Here is a 26423-nt window from a genome sequence, read left to right as displayed (position 1 = left end):
AATCAATGGGTTGCGAGGTGTTAGTTCGCGCCGCTATAAGGCCATTTCGGTGGCGGCGTAATGAGGCCACTGGACTCGCGGCGCAATGAGGCCAGAGCAATCGCGGCACAATAAGGCCACGTAGAAGGCAAGTAGAGGCGGTTTTGGACTTCCGATTGTGTAACCTCTGGCAATTTTGCCGGGGGCAGGCGCAATGGCTAACAGGAAGTTCGAAATGTACGAAATACGACAAATGATTCAACGCCTGCGACTGGGCGAAAGCAATCGGGCGGTCGCCCGAGCACAGGGGGTCGGGCGCGACACCGTCGCACGTGTGCGAGACATCGCCGCCGCGCAGAACTGGCTGGAGGCGACGAGCCCGCTGCCGGACGACGCGACGATGGCGCGTTACTACCAGACGGCGGGCGGCGGGGCGGTCAAGAACGCGAGCCACCTGTCCACTGTGGAGCCCTTTCGCGAGAACGTTCTCGAGTGGCACCGTCAGGGCATTGCCGTGAGCAGCATCCGCCAGGCGCTGGCCCGCCGGTACGGCTACGGCGGCAGCGTGCATGCCGTCTATCGCTTCCTGCGTAGCGAAGCGGCCCCCGCCCCGGTGGCGACCGTGATGCTCGACTTTGCCGTCGGCGAACAAGCGCAGGTCGACTTCGGTTCGGGACCGCTGATCACCGACCGCCATTCCGGCGAGGTGTTCAAGACCTGGTTCTTCGTCATGACCTTGTCGTGGAGTCGGCACCAGTACGCCGAAGTGGTGCGCAACCAGAGCGTCGAGACCTGGCTGGCCTGCCACCGGCACGCCTTCGAGTGGTTCAACGGCGTCCCGCGCAAGGTACGGATAGACAACCCGAAGTGCGCGATCACGCGCGCCTGCTACTACGAGCCGACGGTGCAGCGCGCCTACGCCGAACTCGCGCTCGGCTATGCCTTTGTAATCGACCCCTGTCCGGTCGCGGACCCGGCCAAGAAAGGCCGCGTGGAGTCGGGAGTCAAATATGTCAAGGGCAACTTCATGCCGCTGCGCGAGTTTCATAGCCTGGCGCACGCGAATGCGCAATTAGAGGCGTGGATTCAGGGCGAGGCAGGCAATCGCCTCCACGGCAGTACGCGTGAGCGGCCGCTCATGCGCTTCAACGAAACCGAGCAAGCGCTGCTGCAGCCGCTGCCCGCCGTCGCGCCAACGTGCCCAACCTGGGCTAAGGCCAAGCTGCACGGCAACGGCCACGTCCAGCATGCGTATTGCCACTACTCAGCGCCGTTTCGCCTGATCCACCAGACGCTGTGGTTGGAAATCACGCCGGATGTCGTACGCCTCTATCACGAGCACGAGCTGGTGGCGATCCATCCGCGCCTGTTCAAAGCGGGTACGCGGTCGACCGTCGCGGATCATCTGCCACCCGACGCCCAGGCTTACTTCATGCGCGATCCGCAGTGGTGCTTGACCCAGGCCACGGCGGTCGGGCCGGCTTGTCGGGCGGTCGTCGAGAGCTTGTTCGCGAAGCGTGTGCTCGATCAGCTGCGCGCCGTCCAGGGCTTGCTGCGCTTGGCCGATCAGTTCGGTCGCAACCGACTCGACGCGGCGTGTAGCCGCGCGCTGAACTTTGGTACGCCGAGCTATCGCACGATCAAGCAGATCCTCCAGACCGGACTCGACCAGCAGCCGGAGTTGATCGACGCGCCGACGCTGGAAGCGCCCTATCTGAGTGGCGGCCACTTCCGCCGCCAACCCTCCGATCTGTTGCATTGAGCCGCCGCACGGCGCGCCGCTCCTTGCTCATCCCTTATCTATCTGGAATCCTCTCATGAATCCCATGCTCCCACTTGAACCCCTGCTCATGCAACTGCGCCTGTCCGGCATCCTCGACTCGCTCGAGGCGAGAAACCGTCAGGCGATCGAGGCCAAGCTGGCCTACACCGACTTCCTGGCGTTGCTGGTCGAGGACGAAGTCGCCCGTCGTGATCAGCGTCAGTTTGCCCAGCGCCTGCGCAAGGCGCAGGTGGTCGGCGACAAGACTCTGGAACGTTTCGATTGCAGCCACAGTCCGTCGGTCAATCACGCCTTGATTGCCGAGCTGGCAACCTGCCGATTCGTCCTCGAACAGGCGCCGGTTCTGATCGCCGGTCCGACCGGTACGGGCAAGTCTCACCTGGTCCAGTCGCTCTGCCATTGCGCACTGCGCGCCGGCCATGAGGTCCTGTTCATTTCGCACGCCAAGCTACTGGCTCAGCTGCACGCGGCGCGGGCGACCGATTCCTTTGAGCGCAAGCTGCGTCAACTGGCCCGCGTCGATGTGCTGGCAATTGATGACTTCGGGCTGCGTCCTATGCGCTCGCCGCAGGATGAGGATTTCCACGATCTGATTGATGCCCGTTATGAGCGCACGACCACCTTGCTGACCAGCAATTTGCACTTCGACGAGTGGGGCGCGGCGTTTCCCAACAAGTTGATGGGGGCGGCGACGCTCGACCGTTTGCGCGACCGTGCTTATCAGATCATTCTCGACGGCGAGACCCGGCGCAAACCGCGGCCCCTGCCGGAAGTCCGCTCGCCCGTCCAGGCCACGGCGGGCAGGGACGCTTCCAAGCCTCCCCCGGCCGCACGTTAGACCCTCAGCGGCGAGCAAACCCTGGGGCGCTGCCCCAGACCCCGCACTCGCCGTGAGGCAGCCGCCGGGGATGAAAAAACATCCCCGACAACTGCCGTCAGCGTCTGCGACCTCCAGGGTGTCAAGGGGCTTTCGCGGCATAAACGCCAAACAGCCGGCATTTATTCCACGGTCCCCTGGACACCCTTCCGGTCGCCACTTGCCACGTTGCAAAAAGACTGAAAACGGCGTAAAACCGACCCGTCCGAAACCGCTAAAACAGCCACTTCTGCTGGCCACATTACGCCGCGATTCGCTGGCCTTAATGTGCCGCAAATTGACACGAGGCCACCTGCCGTGAAGAAGCGACTAGATCGGCGCGAACCTCAGCAGGTGGAGCAAGTGTTTTGTGGCGAGTTTTGTCTTGCAGGCGAGGCCTCTTCAGGACTCGTTGGCATGAGGCGGAACTCCGCCAGTGTCCCACCAACCTGGCGGGAAACCTACAGATGATCGACTACCTTCTGAATACCCCCTTCGTGATTCCTGTTGCCGTTGTGTTTGCCGCGGGTTTCCTCAACAGACGCCAGGAAGTCGATAAACACGGAGATCCAACGTTACGACTAAGAGGACCCTTTCTCGTGCTCTTCGCGATTGCCATGTGGTTTTCCTCGGTGGCACTCGCCAACTTGGGCAATCCCTCAGAAAAGTTCTCTCTATATTGTTGGCTGGCAGCTCTCTGCTTCCTTGGCTCCTTCTATGCATTCAACAAACGAATTACTCTACATCACGGCATGATAGAGGAAGCCTGCACTTCAGTCTTTCGGGCGAGATACTACCTGACCACTCTAGAATCGTTGGAAGTTCAAGGCAATGGACAATATTTGGTCGTACATTTCGCTCATGGGCGCAAAATAACCACAACCGGTTTTCACTCAGGCCTTCCCTACTTCATGGAAAAACTGCTGGATGAACTCCAGCGCGGCGGTCATCATTACAAGGGGATCCAACACTCCAATGCGCCGGGCGACCGCCAATCGACGCCTTGTGATGACCGGGAGATTATTGCGGTGAGTGGCCATTCTCAGAAACTCTGACCCTGACCGGAAGAGGTCGGTGGCCGTCAGCCGACCACCGGCACGCCGTAACCGCCCGTGGCCTATACACGCCCAGCGTGACGAGAAACTGCTGAAACCGAGCACCAACGGCCGCATCACACGGCAAGGAGTGTTTCACACCTATCCGAGAACTGGCGGCCGCCGACGGGAGGGCGGCCGTCATGAGTACATGGGAGTGTTTCCGGCGACCTACGCAAATTCGGCGTTCTTGTTGTAGAACTCAAAGCATTTTCTTATCAACCTGTCCTTTGCTTCGTCCACGTTCTGGAATTCCACACCACATTGGTAGTTTTGGCCGTCCTGCCTTTGCCAGGCCATTCTTCCTCCGACCCGCAAAGGCTCTTGCTTTTCATATTGATCGAGGTCGTCATTCGGCAGGTACAGGGCTAGATCGAGTTGTGCACGCTCACGTACGGGGTGGGTGATCCTGAGGCGCAATCCCTTCAGGGAAAAATCGCTTGCCACGGCTTCGAACGTCGTGCCGTCCTGAGTAATCTTTACACGCAAGCTGTTGTTTGCCCGTGGCGCGCGACGCTTCTCGTGCTGAGCCTCCTCGATTTCAAGTCCGCCGGTGAACGTGAAGCCGGACATGATGTCGTTTAGCCTCGCGGTAACAACGCGCAGGTCTTCGCCTATGGCCGCCGTCGTCTTGACTTTGCAGCCACTTTCTCGCAAGACGGCGAACAAGGTTTCCAGCGTCGATCTGAGCAAGCCAAACTGCTCCACCTGTTGTTGGCTCACGCTGGAAATCCTCTGGTTGGCCTTTGCGGTATCAACCGCGGTAACGGCGATCCCTTCCATGGTGCTAGCCATTTTCCGCGCTTCTTCCTGAGTGACACTGACCTTCTGAACGACCACGTTCATCGCTGTAACCACTTGTTGCACCTTGCCGGAGAGCTGCTCGATTATCTCCCCAACTTCTGTAGCCGATCTGGTGGTGCGTTCGGCAAGCTTCCGCACTTCGTCGGCGACAACGGCAAAGCCACGGCCCGCTTCGCCCGCGCGCGCGGCCTCAATGGCGGCATTCAGTGCCAGCAGGTTCGTCTGTCCGGCAATCTCCTTGATCACATTGACAATGTTGTGGATCAACTGGGCGAATTGCTCGAGATCCTGAATCTCGACCGATGCACGGCTGACCTGATGCGTCGTCTCCTCCATGGAGCCGATGTTCTGCCGGACGTTCGCGATTCCTTCTCGTGCGAGTCTCTCGACTTGATCCGAACGGTCCGAAGCGTCAATGGCTTGTCCCTGTACGTCAGAAGAGATCTGGAGCACCTGCTGCATGGCACTTGTCACTTCTCCCGACTGGCCTTCCTGCTGTCTGCTGACGTCAGAAATCTCGTTTGAAATCGCGGCAACCTGAAAAGCCGATTGGCCCATGTTGCGCCCGCAATCATCAACTTCCTTCAGCACCCCGTGGAGTTTCTCCTGCATTTTGGTCAGGGCCGTCAGCAGCGCACCGGTTTCATCGTGCGACGTAATATGGATATCGTTGTCTAGCCGCCCTTCGGCCACCCGTTCGGCAACCGCTACAGCGTTTGCCAACGGTCGTGTGACCGAGCGCCGGATGAACAGAAAGACGACGAGCAGAAACGGCACGCTAAGCAACAGCGCAAGACCCGCAAACAGCGAAACGAACTGCCGAGTCTGACTGTTTGCCTTTTCCAGCGAGATCTTCATGCTGACGACCCCGAGTACCGTACCCTCGGGAACCAAGTGGCAGGTGAGGCAATTCTTGCCGAGATAGTCCTTTTGCGCCACGGCCGGAATGACCGCCTTGAGATAGCCTTCGTTGCCGTTGACCTGAAAAACGGGCTTGCCGCTCGCGAGAACCTGCTGTTCATCCGCTCCCGTGGCGAGTTCAACCGACGCACCGGGACCAAACTGCTTCGCCACCTGCTCGCCGCGAAATACTTCCAGCGCCTGGATACTGCCCGCACTCCTCACCTGCTCGAGGTAAAGAGCACGGTCCCCGATCGAACCGGTCATCATCATGGCGGTAAGGGAAGCCATGGTCATCTGGTGCACACTGCTTGCGAAGTCTTGCGCCTGAATCTCGGCATTAGCCTTTTGCTCGGCATACGCCCAGATTATCATCGCGCTCAACAAGAGGACGAGCATCCCCCAGATCGTTGCCACCAAGCGTACCCAGATTTTCTGATTCTTCAACCAATTCATAATCCAACTCGCCTCATAATGGCCAAATTCGTGACCAGACCAAAGCCATCCCTTGGATAGCGCCAGAAAGGGTTTTGTCCAACAGGGGGTGCCTGACACTGCGTGAATTTCCACCGTGGAATGCGCTGCAGCGATGGAGATTGGTGCAGAGACGCGAGCGGCTGTCGATTGCCCCCCCCAACTCAAGCCAGAAAGGCCTTGACGATGTGTGCTGTCTCTAGCTGGCCGACAACTCAATAACGGCAGGCAAATGGGCGAAACGCTTCTTGTCGAGGGTTCGAACGCTGACGCAACTGCCGGATCAATCTCATGAGCAGTTCAACAGTCCCATCCTTGCCAAAAATTGTGTTGGAAAGACTCAGCACCTCCGACGATCAAGCGGCTATTCGACACCATGAGCGTCCGCTCTCAGGAGCACGCAGCGACTTCGGCTTCTGGTCGGCTACCGCTCGACTCCGTCCTCGACTCACTGGCCACTCCCCGTTCAACGCTTCCGGTCAGGGAAGAATAGCACTGCTGAGCACCGAACGGCAGCTTCCGCGTGGCGCGTGGTTTCGCTGAATGGCCACTTGGAACAGCCTCGTCCGTCGACTCAGAGTCGATGGCCGCCACTCGACGCGCGCGAAAGCCGGCGGCAAAGTGCCTTCCCGCGCGATGCAGGGCGTCGAGTCAGGGAGCAGGCGCCGGTGCCATGAGCAAGCCGATCAGGTGAAAATGGAACCCTGGAGGTGAAAATGGGCAGCAAGGTCTCGATGTTTGAACGTGGCGCATGGAAATGACCCCCGGCGCAGATTCGGCCCGGCCGGCGCCGCCCGATGTGGCCGCGCCGACAAGTCTTGTTTGGCCGCAGAGGCTCAGTGTCGCGTGGCTGCTGACATGGTCGGGGCTCGCCCTGTGGACGGCCCATGGCCTCGCTACCTCTTGGCCCTACGAACTGCATCCGCTCCTGCTCGTGTTGGTCGTCGCCATGTCCGGCGTTATGTTTCGCGCCGGTGATCTCCTGTTCATGCGACGGCGCCGACGCCGCCTGGCTGGTTGGTGGCGCGCGGGCGCTCGTCTCGCCGCTGTGCCCGTTGGCGTGGCGGCAGGATGCTTTCTGTTTTCGGAGCTCGATGCGCTCAGCATGACTCGCTTCGAGGGCGAAACCGCCAACTGGGTGCACCAGCTTGATACCGGCACGCCCGTCTCCTGCCCTGCCGACGGCAGGTATCCGGTCGACGCCGCCCTGAACGCGTATCTGCATGCATCAGGCGCGATACGTCAGGGCACGCTTCATCATGGCGATGGGCGATTCGTTCTGGAACTCAAAGGACGCTCCATCGACATCGACGGCAGCACCCTTTACTACGACTCGGTCACGCGCAAGTGGAACCGCTTTCACAATGACAACCGGGAGCGGACTGGCGAGTTTGAGGCCCGGATCAACACCTTGGCGGAGTGCCGCGTCAGTCTGAGCTAGTCCGCAGTCCCTGGGGTGCGGCGCCACCAAAGAGGGCCGCATCGGGATCCGCATAGGGCAGGAGCGCGCCCTGGCTTACGGTTGCCAGAAAGCGTATCCGCAAGTCCGCGGCAGGCGCGAAATCCGCAATCTTCGCCTCCAGCGTCAGGGCATCGACGTTCTCGACTTGCCCGGGGAAACACAAGGAAATGCTCTCCTCCAAAGACGACTTTCTCAGCCGCAGGGTGAAATCCCGGATCGGCCCCCTCCATGTATTGGCGGTCTTGGGAATGTAGCTCCCCGTGCCTCCCCAGAGTGGCGCCGCATCGCGCGGCGCCGAGCGTTCCAGCCGGTGTATCAGACCTGGCGAGGCGCAGAATTCATCGCGCAAGACCTTGGCGGAAAAGGCGCGGTCGTCGGGAATCCAGCCCTACGTGATTCCCGACCCGAGGAAGGGAGCATGGCTGTGTCGTACCGAGACGGTCTTGCCCGGCGGGAAAGTGAGCGTCCATGCGTACACGATTCGCACTCTCCAGGCCTGATAGCTGAGTGTGTCGGACTCACGCAGGTGCGGGTCTTCGCGTAACAGTCCGCGGGCGCGCAAAGCGTCGACTTGCCCACGGGTAACGGCAGACGCCTGACGCGACTGCGCGGGATCGAATGCGGAGATGTCCCGCCCGCTGATCTTGAACGGCCCCGGCAGCAGAGCAATCTGGGCATCGTCCAAACCCGTTTCCCGCAAGACGGCCGTCACGTCCACCAGCGCGGTCGAATCATCAGCCTTGAACCGGGCGCTGACATGGTTCGCAAAGGGGGAGGCGAGGCCGTCGATCAGCAGGCTGAAGTTCGCCGGTTGTCCGCCGCGAAAATCATCGTCCGGCTCGGTCAGGCCACCATACTCAGGCAGCGGAAACACCATCGGCAGGGTAACCGGAACGTCGGTTTCATTGACCAATTCGTAGGCGACATCGATCCGACTGGTGCCAATCTCGAGAACCTCCTGGCGCATGGCGACCGCGTCGGTGCCGCCCAGCGCCACAGAGATTGCAAGGCTGTTTCCGCATCGCTTCGATGATGTCTTTCTCATGGTCCCAGTTCCGCCGCAGGAAAGATCAAGCCCACCAAGCATCGGGCAGTAGTCCAATGCCACATCGGCTTTCTGCCCGCTCCAAGATCTCCTCTTACCAGAAGACAAGAATTCCGGATACGCCAGAGGTCATCGGACGCGGGGGCTTCGGAGAGCGTGCTGGCAGCCGATCCTTCCCGAGCCAAGCACGCGCCTCGATGAACCTGGCGATTGGGCGGCTGTGTGCGATCATGAGCGTCATCGACTCATTGCAGGCCGGAAGCGCGGGCACTGTACTCAAGGAACCCGTCACCCTCGTTCGCGAGAGAGAAAAGAGCGGCGATACCGAAAAGGAAGCAAGCCATGACCAAAACCCTGAACGTTGCCATCGTCGGTTACGGCTTTGCCAGCAAGACCTTCCACGCGCCACTGATTGTCGGTGTTCCCGGTCTTCAACTCACAGCGATTGCGAGCAGCGACCCGGCCAAAGTCAAAGCCGACTGGCCTGATGTCGCGGTAGACGCGACGCCGGCGGATCTCTTTGCCCGCCCCGAGATCGACCTCGTCGTCATCCCGACACCCAACGACAGCCACTTCCCGCTGGCCCGCATGGCACTCGCCGCAGGCAAGCATGTCGTGGTCGACAAGCCTTTCACGGTAACCCTGGCCGAGGCTCGCTGCCTGCAGACGGAGGCTGCGGCCGCCAGCCGCCTCCTCTCGGTATTCCACAACCGGCGCTGGGACTCTGACTTCCTGACTCTGCAGCAAGTCATCGCCACGGGAGAACTGGGGCACATCGTTCATTTCGAATCGCACTTCGACCGCTACCGGCCGCAAGTGCGCGCCCGTTGGCGGGAACAGGCCGGCGCGGGCAGCGGACTGTGGTACGACCTTGGGGCGCATCTCATCGACCAGGTGTTGCAGATCCTCGGGATGCCCGAAACGATTGCGCTCGACCTGGCAGCGCAGCGGCAGGGCGCCGCGACGGACGACTGGTTCCACGCCGTGCTGCGCTACGGGCAAAGCCGCTGCATCCTGCACGGCAGCGCCCTCGTCGCAGTGCCCGCGCCGCGTTTCACCGTGCACGGCAGTCTCGGCAGCTTTACCAAGCTGGGCCTCGATCCGCAGGAGGACCACCTCAAGTCCGGCATCCGCCCGCCGGCACCGGGCTGGGGCGAAGACCCGCTGACCGCCACGCTATCCGTCTGGCGCGATGGCGTTTGCCGCACGCGCGAGCTGACCTGTATTGCCGGTGACTACCCGGCTTACTACAGCGCCGTCCGTGATGCCATCTGCGGCCTGGGGCCAAACCCTGTCACTGCCGACGAAGGCATTGCTGTGATGGGCCTGCTCGAACTTGGCCTGCAGAGCGCACGCGCAGGCCAAGTGCTGTCGACGTCGCCGTCACTGCCCCGCCCGGGATCGAACTGAGCTTGCGGGAGTCTCGACGCTCCGAGCCTCGGCGTGAACACCGCCAACGGAGCCGCGTTCGACCCGTTCGTGGCCATCGACAATGCTCCTGACCAGGCGGCGGATGACCGGCAGCCTCCGACGAACGCCGCGGCCGCTGCGACGGCGCGTATCATGTATCGATATCGTGACTGCGACCGAAATGAGGGGGGGACGAGGAATGAAGCTGGCGTACGCGGGTGGCGACACGAGCCGGCGCCAGGCGGTGCCGGCGCGGGCTCGGCAGGGCCTGCGGCAAGGCCGCGTGCCGGCGGTCTCGCCATGACCACCTGGTGGGGTACACCGAGCCCGGACGGCGACCCTCTGGGCTTTCGGTCGGCGCTGGGGGATTTCGACCTGCAACTGTTCGGCGAGGGCAGGCACTACCGCACCTATGAACTGCTCGGCGCCCATGTCGTGCGGCTCGGTGACGTACAGGGCGTGCGCTTTGCGGTCTGGGCGCCGAATGCCCGGGACGTCAGCGTCATCGGCGACTTCAACCAGTGGGACGGCCGCCGCCATCCGATGCGCGCACGCGCCCGCTCGGGCATCTGGGAACTTTTCATCCCCGGGCAGGGCCAGGGGGCGCTCTACAAGTACGAGATCAGGACCAAGACCGGCGCGCTCGCGCGGAAGACCGACCCGCAGGGCTTTTACGCCGAGATGCGCCCACAGACCGCGTCGATCGTCTGGGATATCTCCTTCGGTGCCAGGGGGCTGTGGAGCGATGCCGGGTGGATGGCCAGCCGCGCCCGCAACGATCCGCTGCGCCGGCCGATGGCGATCTACGAAGTGCACCTCGGCTCGTGGGCACGCGTACCCGGCAGCAGTGGCTACCTGAGCTATCGCGACCTGGCCGCACGCCTCGTCGCCTATGTCCGGCAGCAGGGCTATACGCATGTCGAGCTGATGCCGGTCACCGAACATCCGCTCGATGCGTCGTGGGGCTACCAGGTCACCGGCATGTTCTCGCCCACCAGCCGTTTCGGGTCGCCGGACGATCTCCAGTACTTCGTGGACCACATGCATGGCAACGGCATCGGCGTGATCCTCGACTGGGTACCGGCCCACTTCCCCAAGAACGACTTCGGGCTGGTCAAGTTCGACGGCAGCGCGCTGTACGAGTATGCGGACGACCGCATCGGCGAGCACAAGGCCTGGGGTACCAAGGTGTTCAACTACAAGCGCAAGCAGGTGGTGCAGTTCCTGATCAACAGCGCGCTCTTCTGGCTCGACCGCTACCACATCGACGGGCTGCGGGTGGATGCCGTGTCGGCGATGCTCTATCGTGACTACGAACGCCAGGACTGGCTACCCAACGAATATGGCGGTCGCGAGAACCTGGAAGCGATCGCCTTCTTGCGCCGTCTCAACGAGATGGTGTACGAACTGCATCCTGGCGCCGTCACGATCGCCGAGGAGTCCACCGCCTTCCCGATGGTCAGCCGGCCCACCTACCTCGGCGGCCTCGGTTTCACCTTCAAGTGGAACATGGGCTGGATGCACGATACGCTCGCCTATATCGCCCACGATCCGATCCATCGCAAGTACCACCACCAGAAGCTGACTTTTGGCCTGATGTACGCCTTCAACGAGAACTTCGTCCTGCCGATCTCGCACGACGAAGTCGTCCACCTGAAGAAGGCAATGCTCGACAAGATGCCCGGCGACCTCTGGCAGAAGTTCGCCAACCTGCGCCTCTACTATGGGTTCATGTGGACGCATCCGGGCAAGAAGCTGCTCTTCATGGGCCAGGACTTCGGGCAATGGCGCGAGTGGAGCGAGGATCGCAGCCTCGACTGGCACCTCATCGAGCCAGGCGGCGCGCCGCACGGCGCTGAACCGCATCGGCGGCTACAAAACTGGGTCGCCGACCTGAACCGGTTCTATGTCGGCGAACCGGCGCTCCACGAACAGGATTGCGAGCGACCGGGCTTCGAGTGGATCGACGCCAGCGACTGGGAGCACAGCGTCATCTCCTACATTCGGCGTGCCAGGAATTGGCAGGACTGCCTGCTCGTCGTCGCCAACTTCACGCCGCTGGTGCGGCGAGGCTATCGCCTCGGCGTCCCCATGCTGACGACTTACCGCGAAGTCCTGAACAGCGACGCCGCGCCGTACGACGGCAGCGACGTGCGTAACGACGGCCCGTTGACAGCCGCCGACATCCGCTGGCAGTCGCAGCCGTATTCGATCGAGATGACCTTGCCACCGCTGGCGGTGGTGGTGCTCAGGCCTGACCGCTAGGCGCCGGCAGTGCCCGTGCCCAGGTGCTGCGAGACAACTGCCCCACGGGTCACGCCCTGCGAACCCGGAGGGTGCACCTTGGTGCCTACCTTGCCAACAGCCGACGACTGGCCAGATCGACGACCTGGAGTACCAAGACTTGTGCCATGAGCGACTCGACGACCGGTGTCGGCGGCAGGCGCCGGCCAATCTGCGTCAGTGCGCCGACGGCGCTGGCGGTCGCCAGGCGCGCACTGTCGGCCAATGTCCAGCCGCGCAAACTGCCGGCGACGAAGCCCGCGACCATGGCGTCGCCGGCGCCGACCGTGCTCCTGACCTCGACCTCGGGCGGGATGGCTTGCAGGCATTCATCGCCGGTGACGAACAGCGCACCCGCCTGACCCATCGACACCACCACGCAGCCCACTCCGGCAGCCAGTAACTGGCGCGCCGCGCTGATCACCGCCGCCTCGTCAAGAAGCGACGTACCCACCAGTTCCTCCAGCTCGGCAAGGTTCGGCTTGATCGCCCAAGGCCCGGCGGCGATGCCGTGGCGAAGCGGGTCGCCACTGCTGTCGAGCAACACGCGCTTGCCCGCCGCCTTGAGGCCACGGATCAGGTCGGCATAGAAAGCGACAGGAACGCCGGCGGGGACGCTGCCGGAGAGCACGAAGCAGTCGTGATCGGCGAGCAGTGCGTCAATCATCCGCGCCAGTTCCGCGAGGCACCCTGGGGTAGCGACCGGGCCGGGGAAGTTGATCTCGGTGACCCCCGGCGCCGTCTCGTCGATGATCTTGACATTGACCCGGGTCTTCCCGGGGACGCGCACGAAGGCGTCGGTGATCGCCTTGTCAGAGAGGAGTTGCTCGAAGGCCCCGGCGTTGTCACGGCCGAGCAGACCGGCAGCGGCGACGCGAAAATGCAGGTCGGCAAGGAAGGACGCGACGTTCACGCCCTTGCCGCCGGGGTCGCAGTGCTCCGCAACAACGCGGTTGAGGCGCCCGGCGGCGAAACCGGGAATCGCCACACTCTGGTCGATGGCCGGGTTGAGGGTGACGGTGGCGATACCCACGGACCGGCTCATGCGCCCTGCCTCCAAACGCCTCGCCTGCCCGCGCAAGGGTCCGCCGGCCCGCGGGCCTCACTTGGCCGGACGCTCATCGCCACCCCGTCTGCGTGTTGCCGATGTGCCTTCAGGCCTTGGGCAATTGCTGGTAGGCGGCAAGCGCGCGGGCGATCTGCGGCGTTGGCTTGGCCGGGTCGCCTCGCCCGAACTCGCTGCGCAGCGACGACAGGTTGTCGGCGAGGTAGTCGATGGCGCCGTCAAGATTGTTCAGTTGACGAGGAATGAAGTTGTCGCTGGCGTTGAGCAAGCTGGCCGACTTGGCGAAGCTGGCGCTGAATTCGCCGATGGTGTCGAGCACGCCCTGCCGGTTTCTCTGGAAGGCGGCGTCGAAGGTCGCCGGGTCGAAATGGGCGAGATTGCTCGTCTGGTCAATGGTGAAGCCCAGGTCGCGCAGCCCGTGCAGACCACGCATGGCGCCGTTGAAGGGGTTCTCGACACTCTTTTCGAGCTCGTAGAGCGATACTTCGGCGGCCTGCGTCCCATCCAGCACGCCGCCCTGCTCGACGCTCCCGGCGAAGCGGCCGATCCATTCGTTGTACCGGCTGGCGAAGGCCTGCAGCTTGGCCCTGAGCGTGGCGCCGTCGCTGCCGGCGTCGCTGGCAGCGTCAATTTCGCCGAGTGTCTTGCCGGCTTGCTGCATTGTCGCCACCGCCGCCTGCATCGCGCTGAGCTCGGCGAACTGCGCCCGATACGTGACGTCACGCTGGTTGATCCTGCTCATCATGCGGTAGCCGGATTCCGGATCGGCCAGGCTGAGGTTGCGCCCGAGCGACGACAGCCCGGCAACGCCTCCGCCGGTGCCCAGCCGCGCGAGCAGCGGACTCGCCGCGCCCCCGGGTGTGCCGGCGAACGGCAGGCCACCAGCCCCGGATTGGCCGAACAGTGCCGTCGTCGCATCCTCGGGCGAGCCGCGCAAGCGTTCCGCGAGCAGCGCCTGAAAACTGTCGGCCTCGGCCGGCACGGCGGCCTTCCAGGTGGCTGATGCCAGGCCGAACAGGTTGCCGGCAAGGGAAAGAACCGAGAATGGGGACATGGCGTGCCTCCGGCACAGGGTTGTCTGGCGGTCGCCGCACGGTCGGCGGCTCCCGAGAACTGGAAGCAACATCCGGGCCATACCCTGGCGGGCGCCGGCAGCAGCGACTGGGGCGAAACCGCGTAGGCGCTTGCCGCTTTGCGCGTCCCCCGGGCGGCAATAATTGCCGGCCGGCTGCGTTGTCGTCGAAACTGACCGCCGAACCGAAGCCCCTTGCGGCGGAACACGTGGCACCGCCTTTTCGGCCTATCATCTACTCCATGCTCGTTTCGTTGTGCAATCGCCAAAGGAGGCATGGGATGCAGATCGTCAGGTGGATCGGTATTGGCGTCGTGACGATCGCCGTGCTGGCCTTGCTCGCCGGGCAGGTCGGTCTGCTCCGCGGCTCGCCCCCGGGCGACCTTGGAGTGCGCGCAGGCAAGCTCAAACCACCGTCGGAAACTCCCAACAGTGTGAGCAGCCAGGCACTGCTGTGGGCTGGCCATGCGCAGCGCGAGCAGGCCCATATCGCGCCGCTGGCCGTGCGGGGCGATGCGTCCACGACGATGGCCAGGCTGCAGGCCCTGCTGCAGGCGCAGCCGGGCGTCAGCATTGTCGACAGCCGTTCCGACTATCTCTACGTGCGCTGTGAAACGCGATTCATGAAGTTCGTCGACGACGTCGAGTTCTGGTTCGATGCGAGCAGTGGCGTGATCCAGGTGCGCTCGGCATCGCGCCTCGGGCGCAAGGATTTTGGCGTCAATCGCCGGCGCATCGAGGACTTGCGCGAAAAGCTCGCGACTTCCTGAGCGACCGGCCTGTCGACGGACACGCGGCCGTGTTCGCTCAGCCGCTGTTGTCCTCGGCAGCAAGCTGGTACTTGACCGCGCAGGCGCGAATCGTCGATCATCGCATGACCTTCTCGCGAATAAGGAAAAGGGTGAAGAGCGTCTTCCCGCTGATGGCTGCCGCGGCACTCGCCGGCTGCGCTGCAAGCCCTCCCCTGGCCGGCGACAGTCTGTCCGACCCCGGCCGCCTGCCGGCGGCGCATGTGGCCGTCAAGGTCCCCGGACTGGGTCCGTGCCATGATGCTGCCGACCGCACGCTCTACCTGTCCCCGGACCAGCCCGTGAATGTCCTGGTACATGGCTGCAGGGGTTCCGCCGGCCGCTTCCGCTCGCTGGCCGAGGTCCTTGCCTTCCATGGCCAGCAGACCGTCTGTTTCGGTTACGACGACCGCGACAGCCTGATGCTCAGTTCCGGCCAGTTGGCACGTACCGTCGACCAGCTTGCCGGGCACCTGGAGACGCCGCAGATCACGGTCATCGGTCACAGCATGGGGGGGCTGATCGCCCGCAAGGCGCTGGTCGCCGACCGACCGGACCCGGTGCGCAAGCCCGACCTCGACCTGCGGCTGGTGACCGTGTCGGCGCCTTTCGCCGGCATCGCCTCGGCCCGGATGTGCGCCGTCACCGCACTACGCCTGGCAACACTGGGACTCAACGACCTGGCGTGCTGGCTGATCAGTGGCGACAACTGGTACGAAATCACGCACGCGTCGGCGTTCATCCGCCAACCCGGGCAGCTTGCGCCGCAGGTGCGCAGCCATCTGAAGGTGGTCACCGACGAACGCAACACGTGTCGCCGTCGCGATGCGGCAGGCCAGTGCCTCAAGGACGACTACATCTTCAGCCTTGCCGAACAGCGTTATCCGCCGGTCACCGAGGCACCCGACACGACCGATGTCGAGGTAGCAGCCGGCCACGTGGAAATCGTCGGCGAATCGGGTGTCACACCGGACAAGTTGATCACCGTCCTGCAACAGCAGGGGATCGTGCTGCCGACGCCGCCCGACCGCCGGTCTGCCTTCGACAAGTTGCTGGCGCGCCTGTACGCGCCGTGAAGTGGGCGCCGCTGGCGTGCGGGGGAGACCGCTGCTCGCGGCGCCGCGCGGCCAATGGGCGCTACCTCAGACCGCCCCCGGCCAGACATCGGCGGACGTGGCTGGGTGCCCGCTACAACATGTTCTCGAGGAACGCGCGCGTACGCGGGTGTTCGGGGGCGGCAAACAATTCCTTTGCCGAACGCGCCTCGAGGATCTCGCCCCCATCCATGAAGACGACGCGGCTCGCCACTTCGCGGGCAAAGGCCATTTCGTGCGTCACCACCAGCATCGTCATGTGCTCTTCGGCCAGTTCGCGGATGGTGCGCAGCACTTCGCCGGTGAGTTCCGGGTCGAGCGCCGAGGTTGGCTCGTCGAACAGCATGATGTCCGGCTCCATGGCCAGTGCCCGCGCGATGGCGACGCGCTGCTTCTGGCCGCCGGAGAGCCGCGAGGGATAACTCGCCTGCTTGTCGAGCAGGCCCACCTTGCGCAGCAGCGTCTCGGCTTTCGGGAGGATCTCGTCACGCCGCAAGCCCTTGACGGTGATCGGCGCCTCGATGATGTTCTGCAGTACCGTCAGATGCGGAAACAGGTTGAAGTGCTGAAAGACCATTCCCATTTTGCGGCAGATGCGCCGGATATCGGCGTCGGGCGAATAGCGGCAAACGCCATCGGCACCGGTGGCGACCAGCGTTTCGCCCTCGATGTCGATGCTGCCGCGGTTGATCGTCTCGAGATGGTTGAGGCAACGCAGGAAGGTGCTCTTGCCCGATCCCGACGGGCCGATGACGGCAACCACCTCGCCCTTGCCAACCGCCAGCGAAACGCCCTTGAGCACTTCGACGGCGGCGAAGCGCTTGTGCACATCGCGCGCATGGATCATCGGGCTAGCCATCGTAGACGGCATACTTCCTCTCCAGATGCTGGAAGCCCAGCGTCAGGACCAGCGTCATCACCAGGTAGAAAGCCGCGGCGACAACAAAGGGCGTCGTCGTGAAGTCACGCTGGACGATTCCGCGCGCGGCGCGCAGCAGGTCGTTCATCGCCAGCACGTAGATCAGTGACGTGTCCTTGACCAGGGTGATCGTCTCGTTGCTCATCGGCGGCAGGATGCGCTTGAGCACTTGCGGCAGGACGATGCGCCGCATCGTTTGCGGATAGCTGAGCCCGAGGACACGCGCACCTTCGTACTGGCCCCGATCAATCGACTGGATGCCGGCGCGAAAGATCTCGGCAAAGTACGCCGCGTAGTTGAGCACGAAGGCGACGATGGCCGCCGGAAAGTCCGGCAGGCGGACGCCGATCACCGGCACGAAGGGCAACGCAAAATAGATGAACAGCATCTGCAGCATCAGCGGCGTGCCACGCATCAGCCAGATGTAGCCATTGACCAGGCCGCTCAGCACGACGAAGCGCGAAATCCTGACGAGGGCCAGGACCAGACCGAGCGGTACGGCGAGGACGAAGCTGATGAGAAAAACCTGCAGCGTGACCCCCGTACCCTCGATCAGGGGGGCCATGATCTCGATCACATAGTCCATGCACCGTTACTTCTTGATGATGTCCTTGCCGAACCACTTAGTCGAAATGGCGGCGGCCGAACCATCCTTCTTCATCTCGTCGAGCGTTTTCTGCAGTTTCGCCATCAGTTCGGTGTCGTCCTTGCGGGTGCCGACGCCGTAGTCCTCGGTGCCGAAGTTCTCGTCGAGAACACGGTACTCACCGGGCTTCTTGGTCGTGTAGTAGCGGCCGACGACCTCGTCGACGACCAGCGCATCGAGTCGACCAGCTCCCAGATCCATCAGTGCGGTGACGTTGTCGCCGAACTTCTTGAGTTCCTTGAGTGACTTGGCCGTGGCCGCGTCCTTCTCGACAGCCTCGATGGCGCTGCTGCCGTCCTGCACGCCGACCACCTTGCCGGCGAGGTCGGCCTTGGTCTTGACCGGCGACTTGTCGGTGACGACGATGATCTGGCGGTTTTCCAGATAGGGCGTGGTGAACAGGATCTTCTCCTTGCGCGCCTCGGTGATCGTCAGACCGTTCCACAGCACGTCGACGCGCTTGCTGTTCAGCTCGGCTTCCTTGGCATTCCAGTCGATCGGCTTGAACTTCACTTCAGCGCCGAGCCGCTTGCCGGCCTCGCCGGCCAGATCGATGTCGAAGCCGACGAGCGTGTTCTTTTCGTCGCGGAAGCCCATCGGCGGAAAGTTGTCGTCCAGACCGACGACAATGGCGGCAACCGGCGCCGGCACTGTCGCCGCTTTGCCTTCAGCAGGATTCTCCTTCTTGCCGCAGGCTGCGAGCAGCGCAGCGGACAACAGGACGATCGACAGAACTGCAGTTTTCTTCTTCATTTTTGTTTCCTGTGACGAGAACGATATCAGCATGGCAGGCCACCGCCGCAGATACATCACCAACGTGCGGCGGCGCCATGCCGGGGTCAGGTACGGCAAGGGCGACAGTATACCCAAGTCTGCGCACCCTCCCCGGCTGAATCGCCGGCGCCGCGCGTCGCCTCGACATCCGCGAACATTCGCGCGAACGCTTGGGCCTGGCACGCGCTTCACGTATACTTCGCTTGGTTCAGGTGCCATGCCGCACAACCGTGCGGCAGGTGAAACGGGAAGCCGGTGACCGTACGATTCCACGAATCGTGCCAGTCCGGCGCAGCCCCCGCTGCTGTATGCCCGACGAGTTTGCCTCATGCCACTGCGTGATTGACGCGGGAAGGTCGGCAAAGGAGAAGGAAGGCGAGCCAGAAGACCGGCCTGAACCACAGGCAGTGCCAATCCCCGGGGTGACGGGAACGGTTCCGTTGATCAGCCGCAGCGGTTGCTTTGCAGGCGGTCCGTCTTCCGATCCTCGCCTCACGATGGTGCTTCCTGCCTTTCGCGCAGAGGAGGATGGTCATGCACATCATGGAAGGCTTCTTGCCCATCGAACATGCCGTCGGCTGGACGCTGGCGTCGGCACCCTTCGTCATCTACGGCCTGCGCGCCGTCAGGCAAAGGGTCCACGAGCAGCCCGAGCAACGCATGCTGCTCGGTGTGGCGGCGGCTTTCGCCTTCGTTCTATCGGCACTCAAACTACCCTCGGTGACCGGCAGTTGCTCGCACCCGACCGGCACCGGGCTCGGCGCGATCCTCTTCGGCCCGGTCATCATGGCGCCCATCGGTGCCGTCGTGCTCCTCTTCCAGGCACTGCTCCTCGCCCATGGCGGACTCACCACTCTCGGCGCCAACCTGTTCTCGATGGCGATCGTCGGCCCGTTTGCCGCCGCTGCCGTCTTCCGCCTGGCGCGTGGCCTGAAGTGCTCGTTTGCCGTCAGCGTCTTCCTCGCCGCCAGTCTGGCCGACCTGCTGACCTACGTGACCACCTCGCTGCAACTGGCCTGGGCTTTCCCTGACCCGGTCGGCGGCTTCGCCGCCTCCTTCGTCAAGTTCGCGGGCATTTTCGCGATCACCCAGATCCCGCTGGCCATCAGCGAGGGTCTGTTGACGGTCGTCATCTTCAATGCCCTGGCGCGTTTCAACCCGCGCGAACTGCAGGACATGAAGGTCATCGGCAGCAGCGAGGTGCGCGCGTGAAACGCCATCAGAACCTCTTGCTCCTAGTCGCCGTCGTGCTGCTCACCGCCCTGCCGCTGTGTCAGGTGCAAAGGCCCGAGGCGGGCGCGGACGGCAAGCCGATCGAGATCTTCACCGGCGCCGACGACAAGGCCATGGCGCTGATCGGCCAGATCGCCCCCAGCTACCAGCCGTGGTTCGAGCCGCTGATGGAACCCGCCAGCGGTGAAGTGGCGTCGCTCCTGTTCGCCTTGCAGGCCGCCCTCGGAGCCGGCTTCATCGGCTATTATCTCGGCGTTTCGGTGACCCGCGAGAAGATGCGGCGCGAAGCCGGAAAGCGCCAGGAGGCGGACGCCGGCGACAGAGCGTGCTGATCGAACAATGCGCCTACGCCAACCGCTGGCGCAAGGCGGCTCCGGCGGCCAAGGGCCTGTTCTCGCTGTGCGGCTTCGTCGCCGCGTTTGCCGCGGCCAGGCCGGAAACAGCCCTCCTCGTCGCCGCCCTGGTTGCGCTCTCGACCATCGCCGGCGCCGGCGTCTCCCCCGGCCACTACCTGCGGGTGGCCCTGCCGGCGCTGGCCTTTCTCGCTCTCGGCTGTATCTCGCTGGCCTTTTCGCTCGACCTGAACGCCGCGACCGGGGCCATCGGCCTCCAGTTCGCGCCGGACGGTCTCGGCAAACTGGCGGCGGTCGGCGCACGTTCGCTCGCGGCGCTGGCCGCCCTGCTCTTCCTGGCCCTGACGACACCGCTGATCGACCTGGTCGCCCTCCTCCGCCGCCTGAAAGCACCGGAAACCCTGCTCGAGATCATGGTGCTCTGCTACCGCATGCTGTTCGTTTTCTCGGAGGCGGTTCATGACACCCTGACGGCACAGTCGGCGCGCCTCGGCTATGCGACGCCACGTCTCGCCATGCGCTCGCTCGGCGGACTGGCGGCGAATCTCACGCTGCAGGTCTGGGAGCGCGCGCACGCCCTGCATGTCGCCGCACAGGCACGCAACAACGATGGGCCGCTGCGTTTCATGGAGCCGCATTTCGAGCAAACGGCGCGCGCCGTCGGCATTGCAGCCACGGCCGGCAGCGGCCTGATTGCTTTGGCGCTTGGACTTCGATGACGTTGGCGATCGCTGGCCGGACGACGGAAGCGCTGCTCGCCCTCGAGCAGGTCGGTTTCTCTTACCCCGATGGCAGCGTCGGGCTCGCCGACTGTTCGCTGTCGATCATGCGCGGCAGCCGCAATGCTTTGATCGGCGCCAACGGTTCGGGCAAGACCACCGTCTTCCAACACACCAACGGGCTGCTGCGACCACAGGCCGGCGCGGTCCGCTACGCCGGGCAGGCCATCGATTACAGCCGCGGCGGATTGCGTCGCTTGCGCAGCAAGGTCGGCATGGTCTTCCAGAACCCCGACCGCCAGTTGTTTTCCGCCAGCGTTCTGGAGGACGTTTCCTTCGGTCCCTGCAACCTTGGCCTGGACAGCACGACGGTACGCGACCGGGTGGCAGCGGCGCTGCACGCCGTTGGCATGTCAGCCTTTGCCGACAAGGCTGTACACCACCTGAGCTTTGGCCAGAAGAAGCGCGTCTGCATAGCCGGCGTACTGGCCATGGAACCCGAACTGCTGGTGCTCGACGAACCGATGGCCGGCCTCGACTACCGCATGCAGGAAGAGCTGCTGGCGGTGCTCGATGGACTGCACGCGCGCGGCATCACGCTTCTGTTGGCCACGCACGACATCGACTTCGCGTACCGCTGGGCCGACCAGATCCACCTGATGCGCGCCGGCAGTTGCACGGCCTCTCTCGACGCCGTGCATCTCGCGGAGTACGCCGGCGAGTTGTCGGCGCAGGGTCTGCCGTTGCCGGCGGTCATTCCCCTGCAGCATGGGCTGACGGCGCGCGGCCTGCTGTCGAGGGAGCAGCGACCGCGCAGTTGTGCCGAACTGCTGGCGGTGCTGGAAGGCGGCCAGTCAGCGGCGGGAGCCCGACCATAGAAAAAGGCGGCACCCGAAGGTGCCGCCTCCTCCACTCCTCCCCTTTTACTTCAGAATGCGCAAGACCGGTCAGGCCGTCTGGCTGCGCCGACGGGTGAGACCGATACCGGCGAGGCCAAGGCCCAGCAGCGCCGGCGAAACAGGGAACCTCACTTCGCGGCGACTTCCGCCCGAAATATCCATGCAGGGCGAACTGGGGTAGATGACACTCCTAGACGAGGTCGGCCACCGACTTCCACGACACAGCACTTTTCATGCCATAAGAAACTTGTTGTTATTTAGCAGTGTCTTGGCCGCTTCCCAAAGAGCTGAGGCAAGTCGGGGTGTCAAATATCCCGACAGGTCTGGGCGCTGGCGCGCACTCCCGTGTCAATGAGCGCCGCCCGCGAGCTTGCGCGAGTGGCCCGCGCCGACAGCGTCACGCCCCAGCGCGGCGAGCCAGCCAGTCGCTGACCGCCAGACCGGTGCCGAAATCCCAGGCTTTGAGCTTTTCCGGCGCGATCAGCCGAAACTCGGCGAGTTCCTCGTTGAGGCGGATCTCGCCGCAAGCAAGGACATGATAGGCAATGATCACCTCATGCTTGCGGGCGAACGGATAGACACCGATCAGCGTCACGGCGACGGCATCGAGGCCGAGTTCCTCCCGGACCTCGCGCGCGACGCCAGCCGCCGGATCCTCGTCACGCTCCAGAAAGCCGGTGATCAGGCCGAAAGCCCCCGCCGCCCAGGCGTAGTTGCGCGCCAGGACGATCCGTCCATCGTATTCGACGAGCGCGGCCAGTACGGGCGCCGGATTGTCCCAGTGGACAAAACCGCAAGCGGCGCCGCAACGCAAGCGCTGTCTGCCGGCCAGTTCGCTTTCGACGAGCGCTGAGCCGCAGCGCGGACAGAACTGCCAGTGACTGGTCACGACTCGCGCGCCAGCTCGCGAACGTCGCCAACGAGGCGATCGACGGTCTCCGGCGCCGTGTCCCAGCCGCACATGAAACGTGCTCCGCCGGCACCGATGAAGTTGTAGAACAACCAGCCACGCTCGCGCAGCCCTTCCTCGATCCGACCCGGTAGACGCACGAAGACACCGTTGGCATCGACCGGGAAAAGCGCCGGCAGGCCGGCGACTTCCGCCACTCCCGCGGCCAGGCGCCGCGCCATGGCGTTGGCGTGCGCCGCGTGCCGCAACCAGGTGCCGTTTTCGAGAATCCCCAGCCACGGTGCCGACAGGAAGCGCATCTTCGAGGCCAGTTGGCCCGCCTGTTTGCAGCGATAGGAAAAGTCCTCGGCCAGCCGACGGTCGAAGAAGACGACCGCCTCGCCGACCGGCAAGCCCATCTTGGTGCCGCCGAAGCACAGCACATCGACACCTGCCCGCCAGGTCATTTCGGCCGGGCTCAGGCCGAGTCCGGCGACCGCATTGGCGAAGCGGGCGCCATCCATGTGAACGCGCAGGCCCCGTTCGTGCGCCGCGTCGGCAAGGGCTCGCAATTCGTCCGGGCGGTACACCGTACCCACTTCCGTCGCTTGCGTCAGCGTCACCACCTTCGGCTTTGGATGGTGGATGTCGCTGCGCCGGCTAACGGCTTCGACGATCGCCGCCGGCGTCAGCTTGCCTTGCTCGCCACCCACGGCCAGCAGCTTGGCGCCATTCGAGAAGAACTCCGGGGCGCCGCATTCGTCGGTCTCCACGTGCGCCAGATGGTGACAGATGACGCTGTGGTACGACTGGCAGAGCGCGGCGAGCGCGAGCGAATTGGCGGCCGTGCCGTTGAAGACGAAATAGACGTCGCAGTCGGTCTCGAAGAGCTCGCGCAGGCGATCAGCCGCCTGCAGCGTCCATTCGTCGTCGCCATACGAGCGGACGTGTCCATCATTGGCGGCGAGCAGGGCCGCCAGCGCTTCCGGGCAGATGCCGGCGTAGTTGTCACTCGCGAAATGCTGCATCGAAGGGTTCCGTGGGGAGGATGAGCGCAGGCTGAGCCGACCTTGCCGCGGCAACCGGCTGGATAACGCCCTGCGCGCTGACCCGGGCGGTGACGAGATCGCGTCGGTCTTCTTCGCCTTGCGGATCGATCAAAGCCGCTGCTCGACCCAGGCGCGCACCGAGGCGAGTGCTGCCGGCAGGTTCGCGGCATCGCTGCCGCCGGCCTGGGCCATGTCCGGGCGGCCGCCACCTTTGCCGCCGACCTGCCGGGCAACCATGTTGACCAGTTCGCCGGCCTTGACCTTGCCAGTCAGGTCGCCCGTAACGCCGGCGATCAGCGTCACCTTGCCGTCGGCCGTCGAGGCCAGCACGACAGCAGCGCTCTTCAGCTTGTCGCGCAGCTTGTCGATCGTCGAGCGCAGCGCGTTGACGTCGGCACCGTCCATGACCGCGGCGAGGACGCGCGCGCCCTTGACCTCGACCGCTTGCGCGAGCAGATCGTCGCCTTGCGCCGAGGCCAGCCTGGCCTTGAGGCGAGCGAGTTCCTTCTCCAGCGAGCGGACGTTGTCGAGCACCTGCGCGAGCTTCGCCGGGACCTCGGAAACTGGCGCCTTGACAGCCGCCGCGGCCTCGGCGAGCAGCGCCTGCTGCTGCTGGACGAGGGCCAGAGCATTGTCGCCGGTCACCGCCTCGACGCGCCGGACACCAGCGGCGACGCCGGTTTCGGCAAGGATCTTGAACAGGCCGATATCGCCGCTGCGCCTGACGTGTACGCCACCACACAACTCCTTGGACGAGCCGATCGTCAGCACGCGCACCTCGTCGCCATACTTCTCGCCGAACAGCATCATCGCGCCCGACCGCTGTGCTTCCTCGATCGGCATGATGCGGGCGTCGGTAGCGGCGTTGGCGAGAATCTCGTTATTGACGATCACCTCGACGTGGCGAATCTCGTCAGCGCTCAGCGGCGCGTTGTGCGCGAAGTCGAAGCGCGTCTTTTCCGGATCGACCAAGGAGCCTTTCTGCTGGACATGCCCGCCGAGCACCTCGCGCAGGGCCTTGTGCATCAGATGCGTCGCCGAGTGGTTGCGCACGGTGCGTGCGCGGGCGAGTACGTCGACTTTCGCGGCGACGCCGTCGTCGACACGCAGCACGCCGGTTCTGACGACGCCATGGTGGCCGAACACCGCGGCCTGAATCTTCTGCGTATCCTCGACCGCGAAAATACCGCCTGCCGTCTGCAGCACGCCGCGATCGCCGACCTGGCCGCCGGACTCGGCGTAGAACGGCGTCTCGTCGAGAACGACGACTCCGATGTCGCCTTCGCTGAGTTCATCGACCGGGCTGCCGTCACGGTAGAGCGCCAGCACCTTGCCGGTGACATCGAGCCTCTCGTAACCGTGGAAGGTCGTCGGCGGACCGCTGTAGTCGAGCGCAGTCGCCATCCGGAACTTGCCGGCAGCACGCGCCTGCTCCTTCTGCTGGGCCATGGCCGCGTCGAAAGCGGCGACGTCGACGCTCACCCCGCGCTCGCGGCAGACATCCGCCGTCAGGTCGAGCGGGAAGCCGAAGGTGTCGTGCAGCTTGAACGCCGTGGTGCCGTTGAAGACGCCCTGACCCGGCAGGCTCGCGAGTTCGCCCTCGAGGATGCTCATGCCATGCTCGATGGTTTCGAAGAAGCGCACCTCTTCCTGGCGCAGGACGTCGGTAACACGCGCCTGCTGGCTGACCAGCTCGGGATACGCCGAACCCATTTCGGCGACGAGATCGGGCACCAGCCGGTGGAAGAAAGCCGCCCGCGCACCGAGCTTGTAGCCATGCCGGATGGCGCGTCGGATGATGCGCCGCAGGACGTAGCCACGGCCCTCGTTGCCCGGTATCACGCCGTCGGCAATCAGGAACGCACAGGCGCGGATGTGATCGGCAAGCACACGCAGCGACGGGCTGTCGAGTTCGGCCGACGCGGTCTCGCGCGCCGCCGCGGCGATCAGCCGGACGAACAGGTCGATCTCGTAGTTGCTATGCACGTGCTGGAGGACCGCCGCCGTGCGCTCGAGCCCCATGCCGGTATCCACCGACGGCTTCGGCAGCGGGTGCATCACACCGGCTTCGTCGCGGTTGAACTGCATGAAGACGTTGTTCCAGATCTCGATGTAGCGGTCGCCTTCCTCGTCGGGCGACCCCGGCGGCCCACCGGGGATGCCCTCGCCGTGATCGTAGAAGATCTCCGTGCACGGACCACAGGGACCGGTATCGCCCATCATCCAGAAGTTGTCGGAAGCGTAGCGGGCGCCCTTGTTGTCGCCGATGCGCTCGACCCGCTCGGCTGGAACGCCGATCTCCCGCGTCCAGATGTCGTAGGCTTCGTCATCCTCGGCGTACACGGTGACCCAGAGGCGATCAGGCGGTAGCCCGTAGACGTCGACGAGCAATTCCCAGGCGTAGCGGATCGCGTCGAGCTTGAAGTAGTCGCCGAACGAGAAATTGCCGAGCATCTCGAAAAACGTATGGTGGCGTGCGGTATAGCCGACGTTTTCGAGGTCGTTGTGCTTGCCGCCGGCACGCACACACTTCTGCGACGTCGTTGCACGCAGGTACGGGCGCTTGTCGAAACCCAGGAAGACGTCCTTGAACTGGTTCATGCCGGCGTTGGTGAACAACAGCGTCGGATCGGCATGCGGCACGAGGGAACTCGAGGCGACGATCTGGTGACCTTTCGATTCGAAGAACTTGAGGAACTTGTCGCGGATTTCGGCGCTTTTCATCGGCATGCTTTTCATCGTCATCGGTGCCCGCACGGGGCTCGTTCAAGGAGCTGCGATTCTAACGTGAAAGTCGGATTTCCGACCGGGGAATGTCCTTGGGGGGATGGC

General features: G+C 64.1%; 21 protein-coding genes, 1 pseudogene and 1 riboswitch. Of the genes and pseudogenes, 12 read left to right on the top strand and 10 right to left on the bottom strand.

Annotation, left to right across the window (positions count from 1 at the left end; all coding sequences use genetic code 11):
* Positions 1-214 precede the first annotated feature (214 nt).
* The 3 genes from istA (at position 215) to CAP2UW1_RS10275 (ending at position 3673) form a co-directional block, all read left to right on the top strand.
* Entirely contained in the window at positions 215-1741 is a 1527-nt protein-coding gene (gene istA, locus CAP2UW1_RS10285; RefSeq protein WP_012806915.1) for an IS21 family transposase, read from the top strand.
* Positions 1742-1796: 55 nt separating this feature from the next.
* Positions 1797-2600 (top strand): IS21-like element helper ATPase IstB, encoded by an 804-nt coding sequence (gene istB / locus CAP2UW1_RS10280; RefSeq protein WP_015766560.1) that lies wholly within the window; start codon positions 1797-1799, stop codon positions 2598-2600.
* A gap of 485 nt (positions 2601-3085) precedes the next feature.
* Entirely contained in the window at positions 3086-3673 is a 588-nt protein-coding gene (locus CAP2UW1_RS10275; RefSeq protein WP_015766559.1) for a hypothetical protein, read from the top strand.
* A gap of 210 nt (positions 3674-3883) precedes the next feature.
* Here CAP2UW1_RS10275 and CAP2UW1_RS10270 read toward each other — a convergent pair whose 3' ends face one another.
* Positions 3884-5872, bottom strand: coding sequence for a methyl-accepting chemotaxis protein (locus CAP2UW1_RS10270; protein WP_015766558.1), 1989 nt, complete (start codon positions 5870-5872; stop codon positions 3884-3886).
* Positions 5873-6641: 769 nt separating this feature from the next.
* Here CAP2UW1_RS10270 and CAP2UW1_RS10265 point away from each other — a divergent pair.
* On the top strand, positions 6642-7331 hold the full coding sequence (locus CAP2UW1_RS10265; RefSeq protein ID WP_015766557.1) for a hypothetical protein: 690 nt from the start codon (positions 6642-6644) through the stop codon (positions 7329-7331).
* On the opposite strand, the pseudogene CAP2UW1_RS26090 reads toward CAP2UW1_RS10265, so the two are convergent.
* A pseudogene (locus tag CAP2UW1_RS26090) lies at positions 7318-8397 on the bottom strand (DUF4424 family protein). The gene CAP2UW1_RS10265 and the pseudogene CAP2UW1_RS26090 overlap by 14 nt on opposite strands.
* A 342-nt stretch (positions 8398-8739) precedes the next feature.
* On the opposite strand from CAP2UW1_RS26090, the gene CAP2UW1_RS10250 reads away from it, so the two are divergent.
* Positions 8740-9807, top strand: coding sequence for an oxidoreductase (locus CAP2UW1_RS10250; protein ID WP_015766554.1), 1068 nt, complete (start codon positions 8740-8742; stop codon positions 9805-9807).
* 300 nt (positions 9808-10107) lie between these two features.
* Positions 10108-12072 (top strand): 1,4-alpha-glucan branching protein GlgB, encoded by a 1965-nt coding sequence (gene glgB, locus CAP2UW1_RS10245; RefSeq protein ID WP_015766553.1) that lies wholly within the window; start codon positions 10108-10110, stop codon positions 12070-12072.
* 85 nt (positions 12073-12157) lie between these two features.
* Here the strand turns inward: glgB and pfkB are convergent, their stop codons facing one another.
* Together pfkB and CAP2UW1_RS10235 are read right to left on the bottom strand one after the other, a co-directional pair.
* A complete protein-coding gene (gene pfkB / locus CAP2UW1_RS10240; protein WP_015766552.1) occupies positions 12158-13135 on the bottom strand; it encodes a 1-phosphofructokinase in 978 nt (325 codons plus the stop codon).
* 109 nt (positions 13136-13244) lie between these two features.
* Complete coding sequence (locus CAP2UW1_RS10235) at positions 13245-14210, bottom strand: hypothetical protein (RefSeq protein ID WP_015766551.1); 966 nt, start codon at positions 14208-14210, stop codon at positions 13245-13247.
* 299 nt (positions 14211-14509) lie between these two features.
* Here CAP2UW1_RS10235 and CAP2UW1_RS10230 point away from each other — a divergent pair, with 299 nt between their 5' ends.
* Together CAP2UW1_RS10230 and CAP2UW1_RS10225 are read left to right on the top strand one after the other, a co-directional pair.
* On the top strand, positions 14510-14998 hold the full coding sequence (locus CAP2UW1_RS10230) for a DUF1499 domain-containing protein (protein WP_015766550.1): 489 nt from the start codon (positions 14510-14512) through the stop codon (positions 14996-14998).
* Between the two features lie 29 nt (positions 14999-15027).
* Positions 15028-16092, top strand: a complete 1065-nt coding sequence (locus tag CAP2UW1_RS10225; RefSeq protein WP_291913903.1) for an esterase/lipase family protein — start codon at positions 15028-15030, stop codon at positions 16090-16092.
* A gap of 112 nt (positions 16093-16204) precedes the next feature.
* On the opposite strand, the gene CAP2UW1_RS10220 is transcribed toward CAP2UW1_RS10225, so the two are convergent.
* Genes CAP2UW1_RS10220 through CAP2UW1_RS10210 form a run of 3 tightly spaced genes read right to left on the bottom strand, consistent with a single transcriptional unit; the run spans position 16205 to position 18428 of the window.
* Entirely contained in the window at positions 16205-16981 is a 777-nt protein-coding gene (locus CAP2UW1_RS10220; RefSeq protein ID WP_015766548.1) for an amino acid ABC transporter ATP-binding protein, read from the bottom strand.
* Positions 16962-17615: an amino acid ABC transporter permease gene (locus CAP2UW1_RS10215; protein ID WP_015766547.1), complete on the bottom strand. Its 654-nt coding sequence runs from the start codon at positions 17613-17615 to the stop codon at positions 16962-16964. The genes CAP2UW1_RS10220 and CAP2UW1_RS10215 overlap by 20 nt, the downstream gene beginning before the upstream one ends.
* Positions 17616-17621: 6 nt before the next feature.
* Complete coding sequence (locus tag CAP2UW1_RS10210) at positions 17622-18428, bottom strand: amino acid ABC transporter substrate-binding protein (protein ID WP_015766546.1); 807 nt, start codon at positions 18426-18428, stop codon at positions 17622-17624.
* A gap of 214 nt (positions 18429-18642) precedes the next feature.
* Positions 18643-18860, top strand: a riboswitch (cobalamin riboswitch).
* 123 nt (positions 18861-18983) lie between these two features.
* On the opposite strand from CAP2UW1_RS10210, the gene CAP2UW1_RS10205 reads away from it, so the two are divergent.
* Genes CAP2UW1_RS10205 through CAP2UW1_RS10190 form a run of 4 tightly spaced genes read left to right on the top strand, consistent with a single transcriptional unit; the run spans position 18984 to position 21632 of the window.
* Complete coding sequence (locus CAP2UW1_RS10205; protein WP_015766545.1) at positions 18984-19661, top strand: energy-coupling factor ABC transporter permease; 678 nt, start codon at positions 18984-18986, stop codon at positions 19659-19661.
* On the top strand, positions 19658-20014 hold the full coding sequence (locus CAP2UW1_RS10200; protein WP_015766544.1) for an energy-coupling factor ABC transporter substrate-binding protein: 357 nt from the start codon (positions 19658-19660) through the stop codon (positions 20012-20014). The genes CAP2UW1_RS10205 and CAP2UW1_RS10200 overlap by 4 nt, the downstream gene beginning before the upstream one ends.
* Positions 20008-20754 carry a cobalt ECF transporter T component CbiQ gene (gene cbiQ, locus CAP2UW1_RS10195; RefSeq protein ID WP_015766543.1) on the top strand — a complete coding sequence of 249 codons (747 nt, stop codon included), beginning with the start codon at positions 20008-20010 and terminating at the stop codon, positions 20752-20754. The genes CAP2UW1_RS10200 and cbiQ overlap by 7 nt, the downstream gene beginning before the upstream one ends.
* Positions 20751-21632, top strand: a complete 882-nt coding sequence (locus tag CAP2UW1_RS10190; RefSeq protein WP_015766542.1) for an energy-coupling factor ABC transporter ATP-binding protein — start codon at positions 20751-20753, stop codon at positions 21630-21632. The genes cbiQ and CAP2UW1_RS10190 overlap by 4 nt, the downstream gene beginning before the upstream one ends.
* A 418-nt stretch (positions 21633-22050) precedes the next feature.
* On the opposite strand, the gene CAP2UW1_RS10185 is transcribed toward CAP2UW1_RS10190, so the two are convergent.
* From CAP2UW1_RS10185 to alaS, 3 genes are all read right to left on the bottom strand, one after another.
* On the bottom strand, positions 22051-22542 hold the full coding sequence (locus CAP2UW1_RS10185; protein ID WP_015766541.1) for an NUDIX domain-containing protein: 492 nt from the start codon (positions 22540-22542) through the stop codon (positions 22051-22053).
* The gene (locus tag CAP2UW1_RS10180) at positions 22539-23570 is read right to left on the bottom strand and encodes a threonine aldolase family protein (RefSeq protein WP_015766540.1); all 1032 of its coding nucleotides are present in this window, start codon (positions 23568-23570) and stop codon (positions 22539-22541) included. Before CAP2UW1_RS10180 ends, CAP2UW1_RS10185 begins: the two co-directional genes overlap by 4 nt.
* Positions 23571-23699: 129 nt before the next feature.
* Positions 23700-26315 (bottom strand): alanine--tRNA ligase, encoded by a 2616-nt coding sequence (gene alaS / locus CAP2UW1_RS10175; RefSeq protein WP_041568363.1) that lies wholly within the window; start codon positions 26313-26315, stop codon positions 23700-23702.
* Positions 26316-26423: the final 108 nt, after the last annotated feature.

The sequence above is a fragment of the Candidatus Accumulibacter phosphatis genome, from assembly GCF_000024165.1.
GTDB lineage: Bacteria > Pseudomonadota > Gammaproteobacteria > Burkholderiales > Rhodocyclaceae > Accumulibacter > Accumulibacter phosphatis.
The sequence above is the reverse complement of the archived record's forward strand: the minus strand, read 5'-3'. Positions and strand labels throughout refer to the sequence as shown.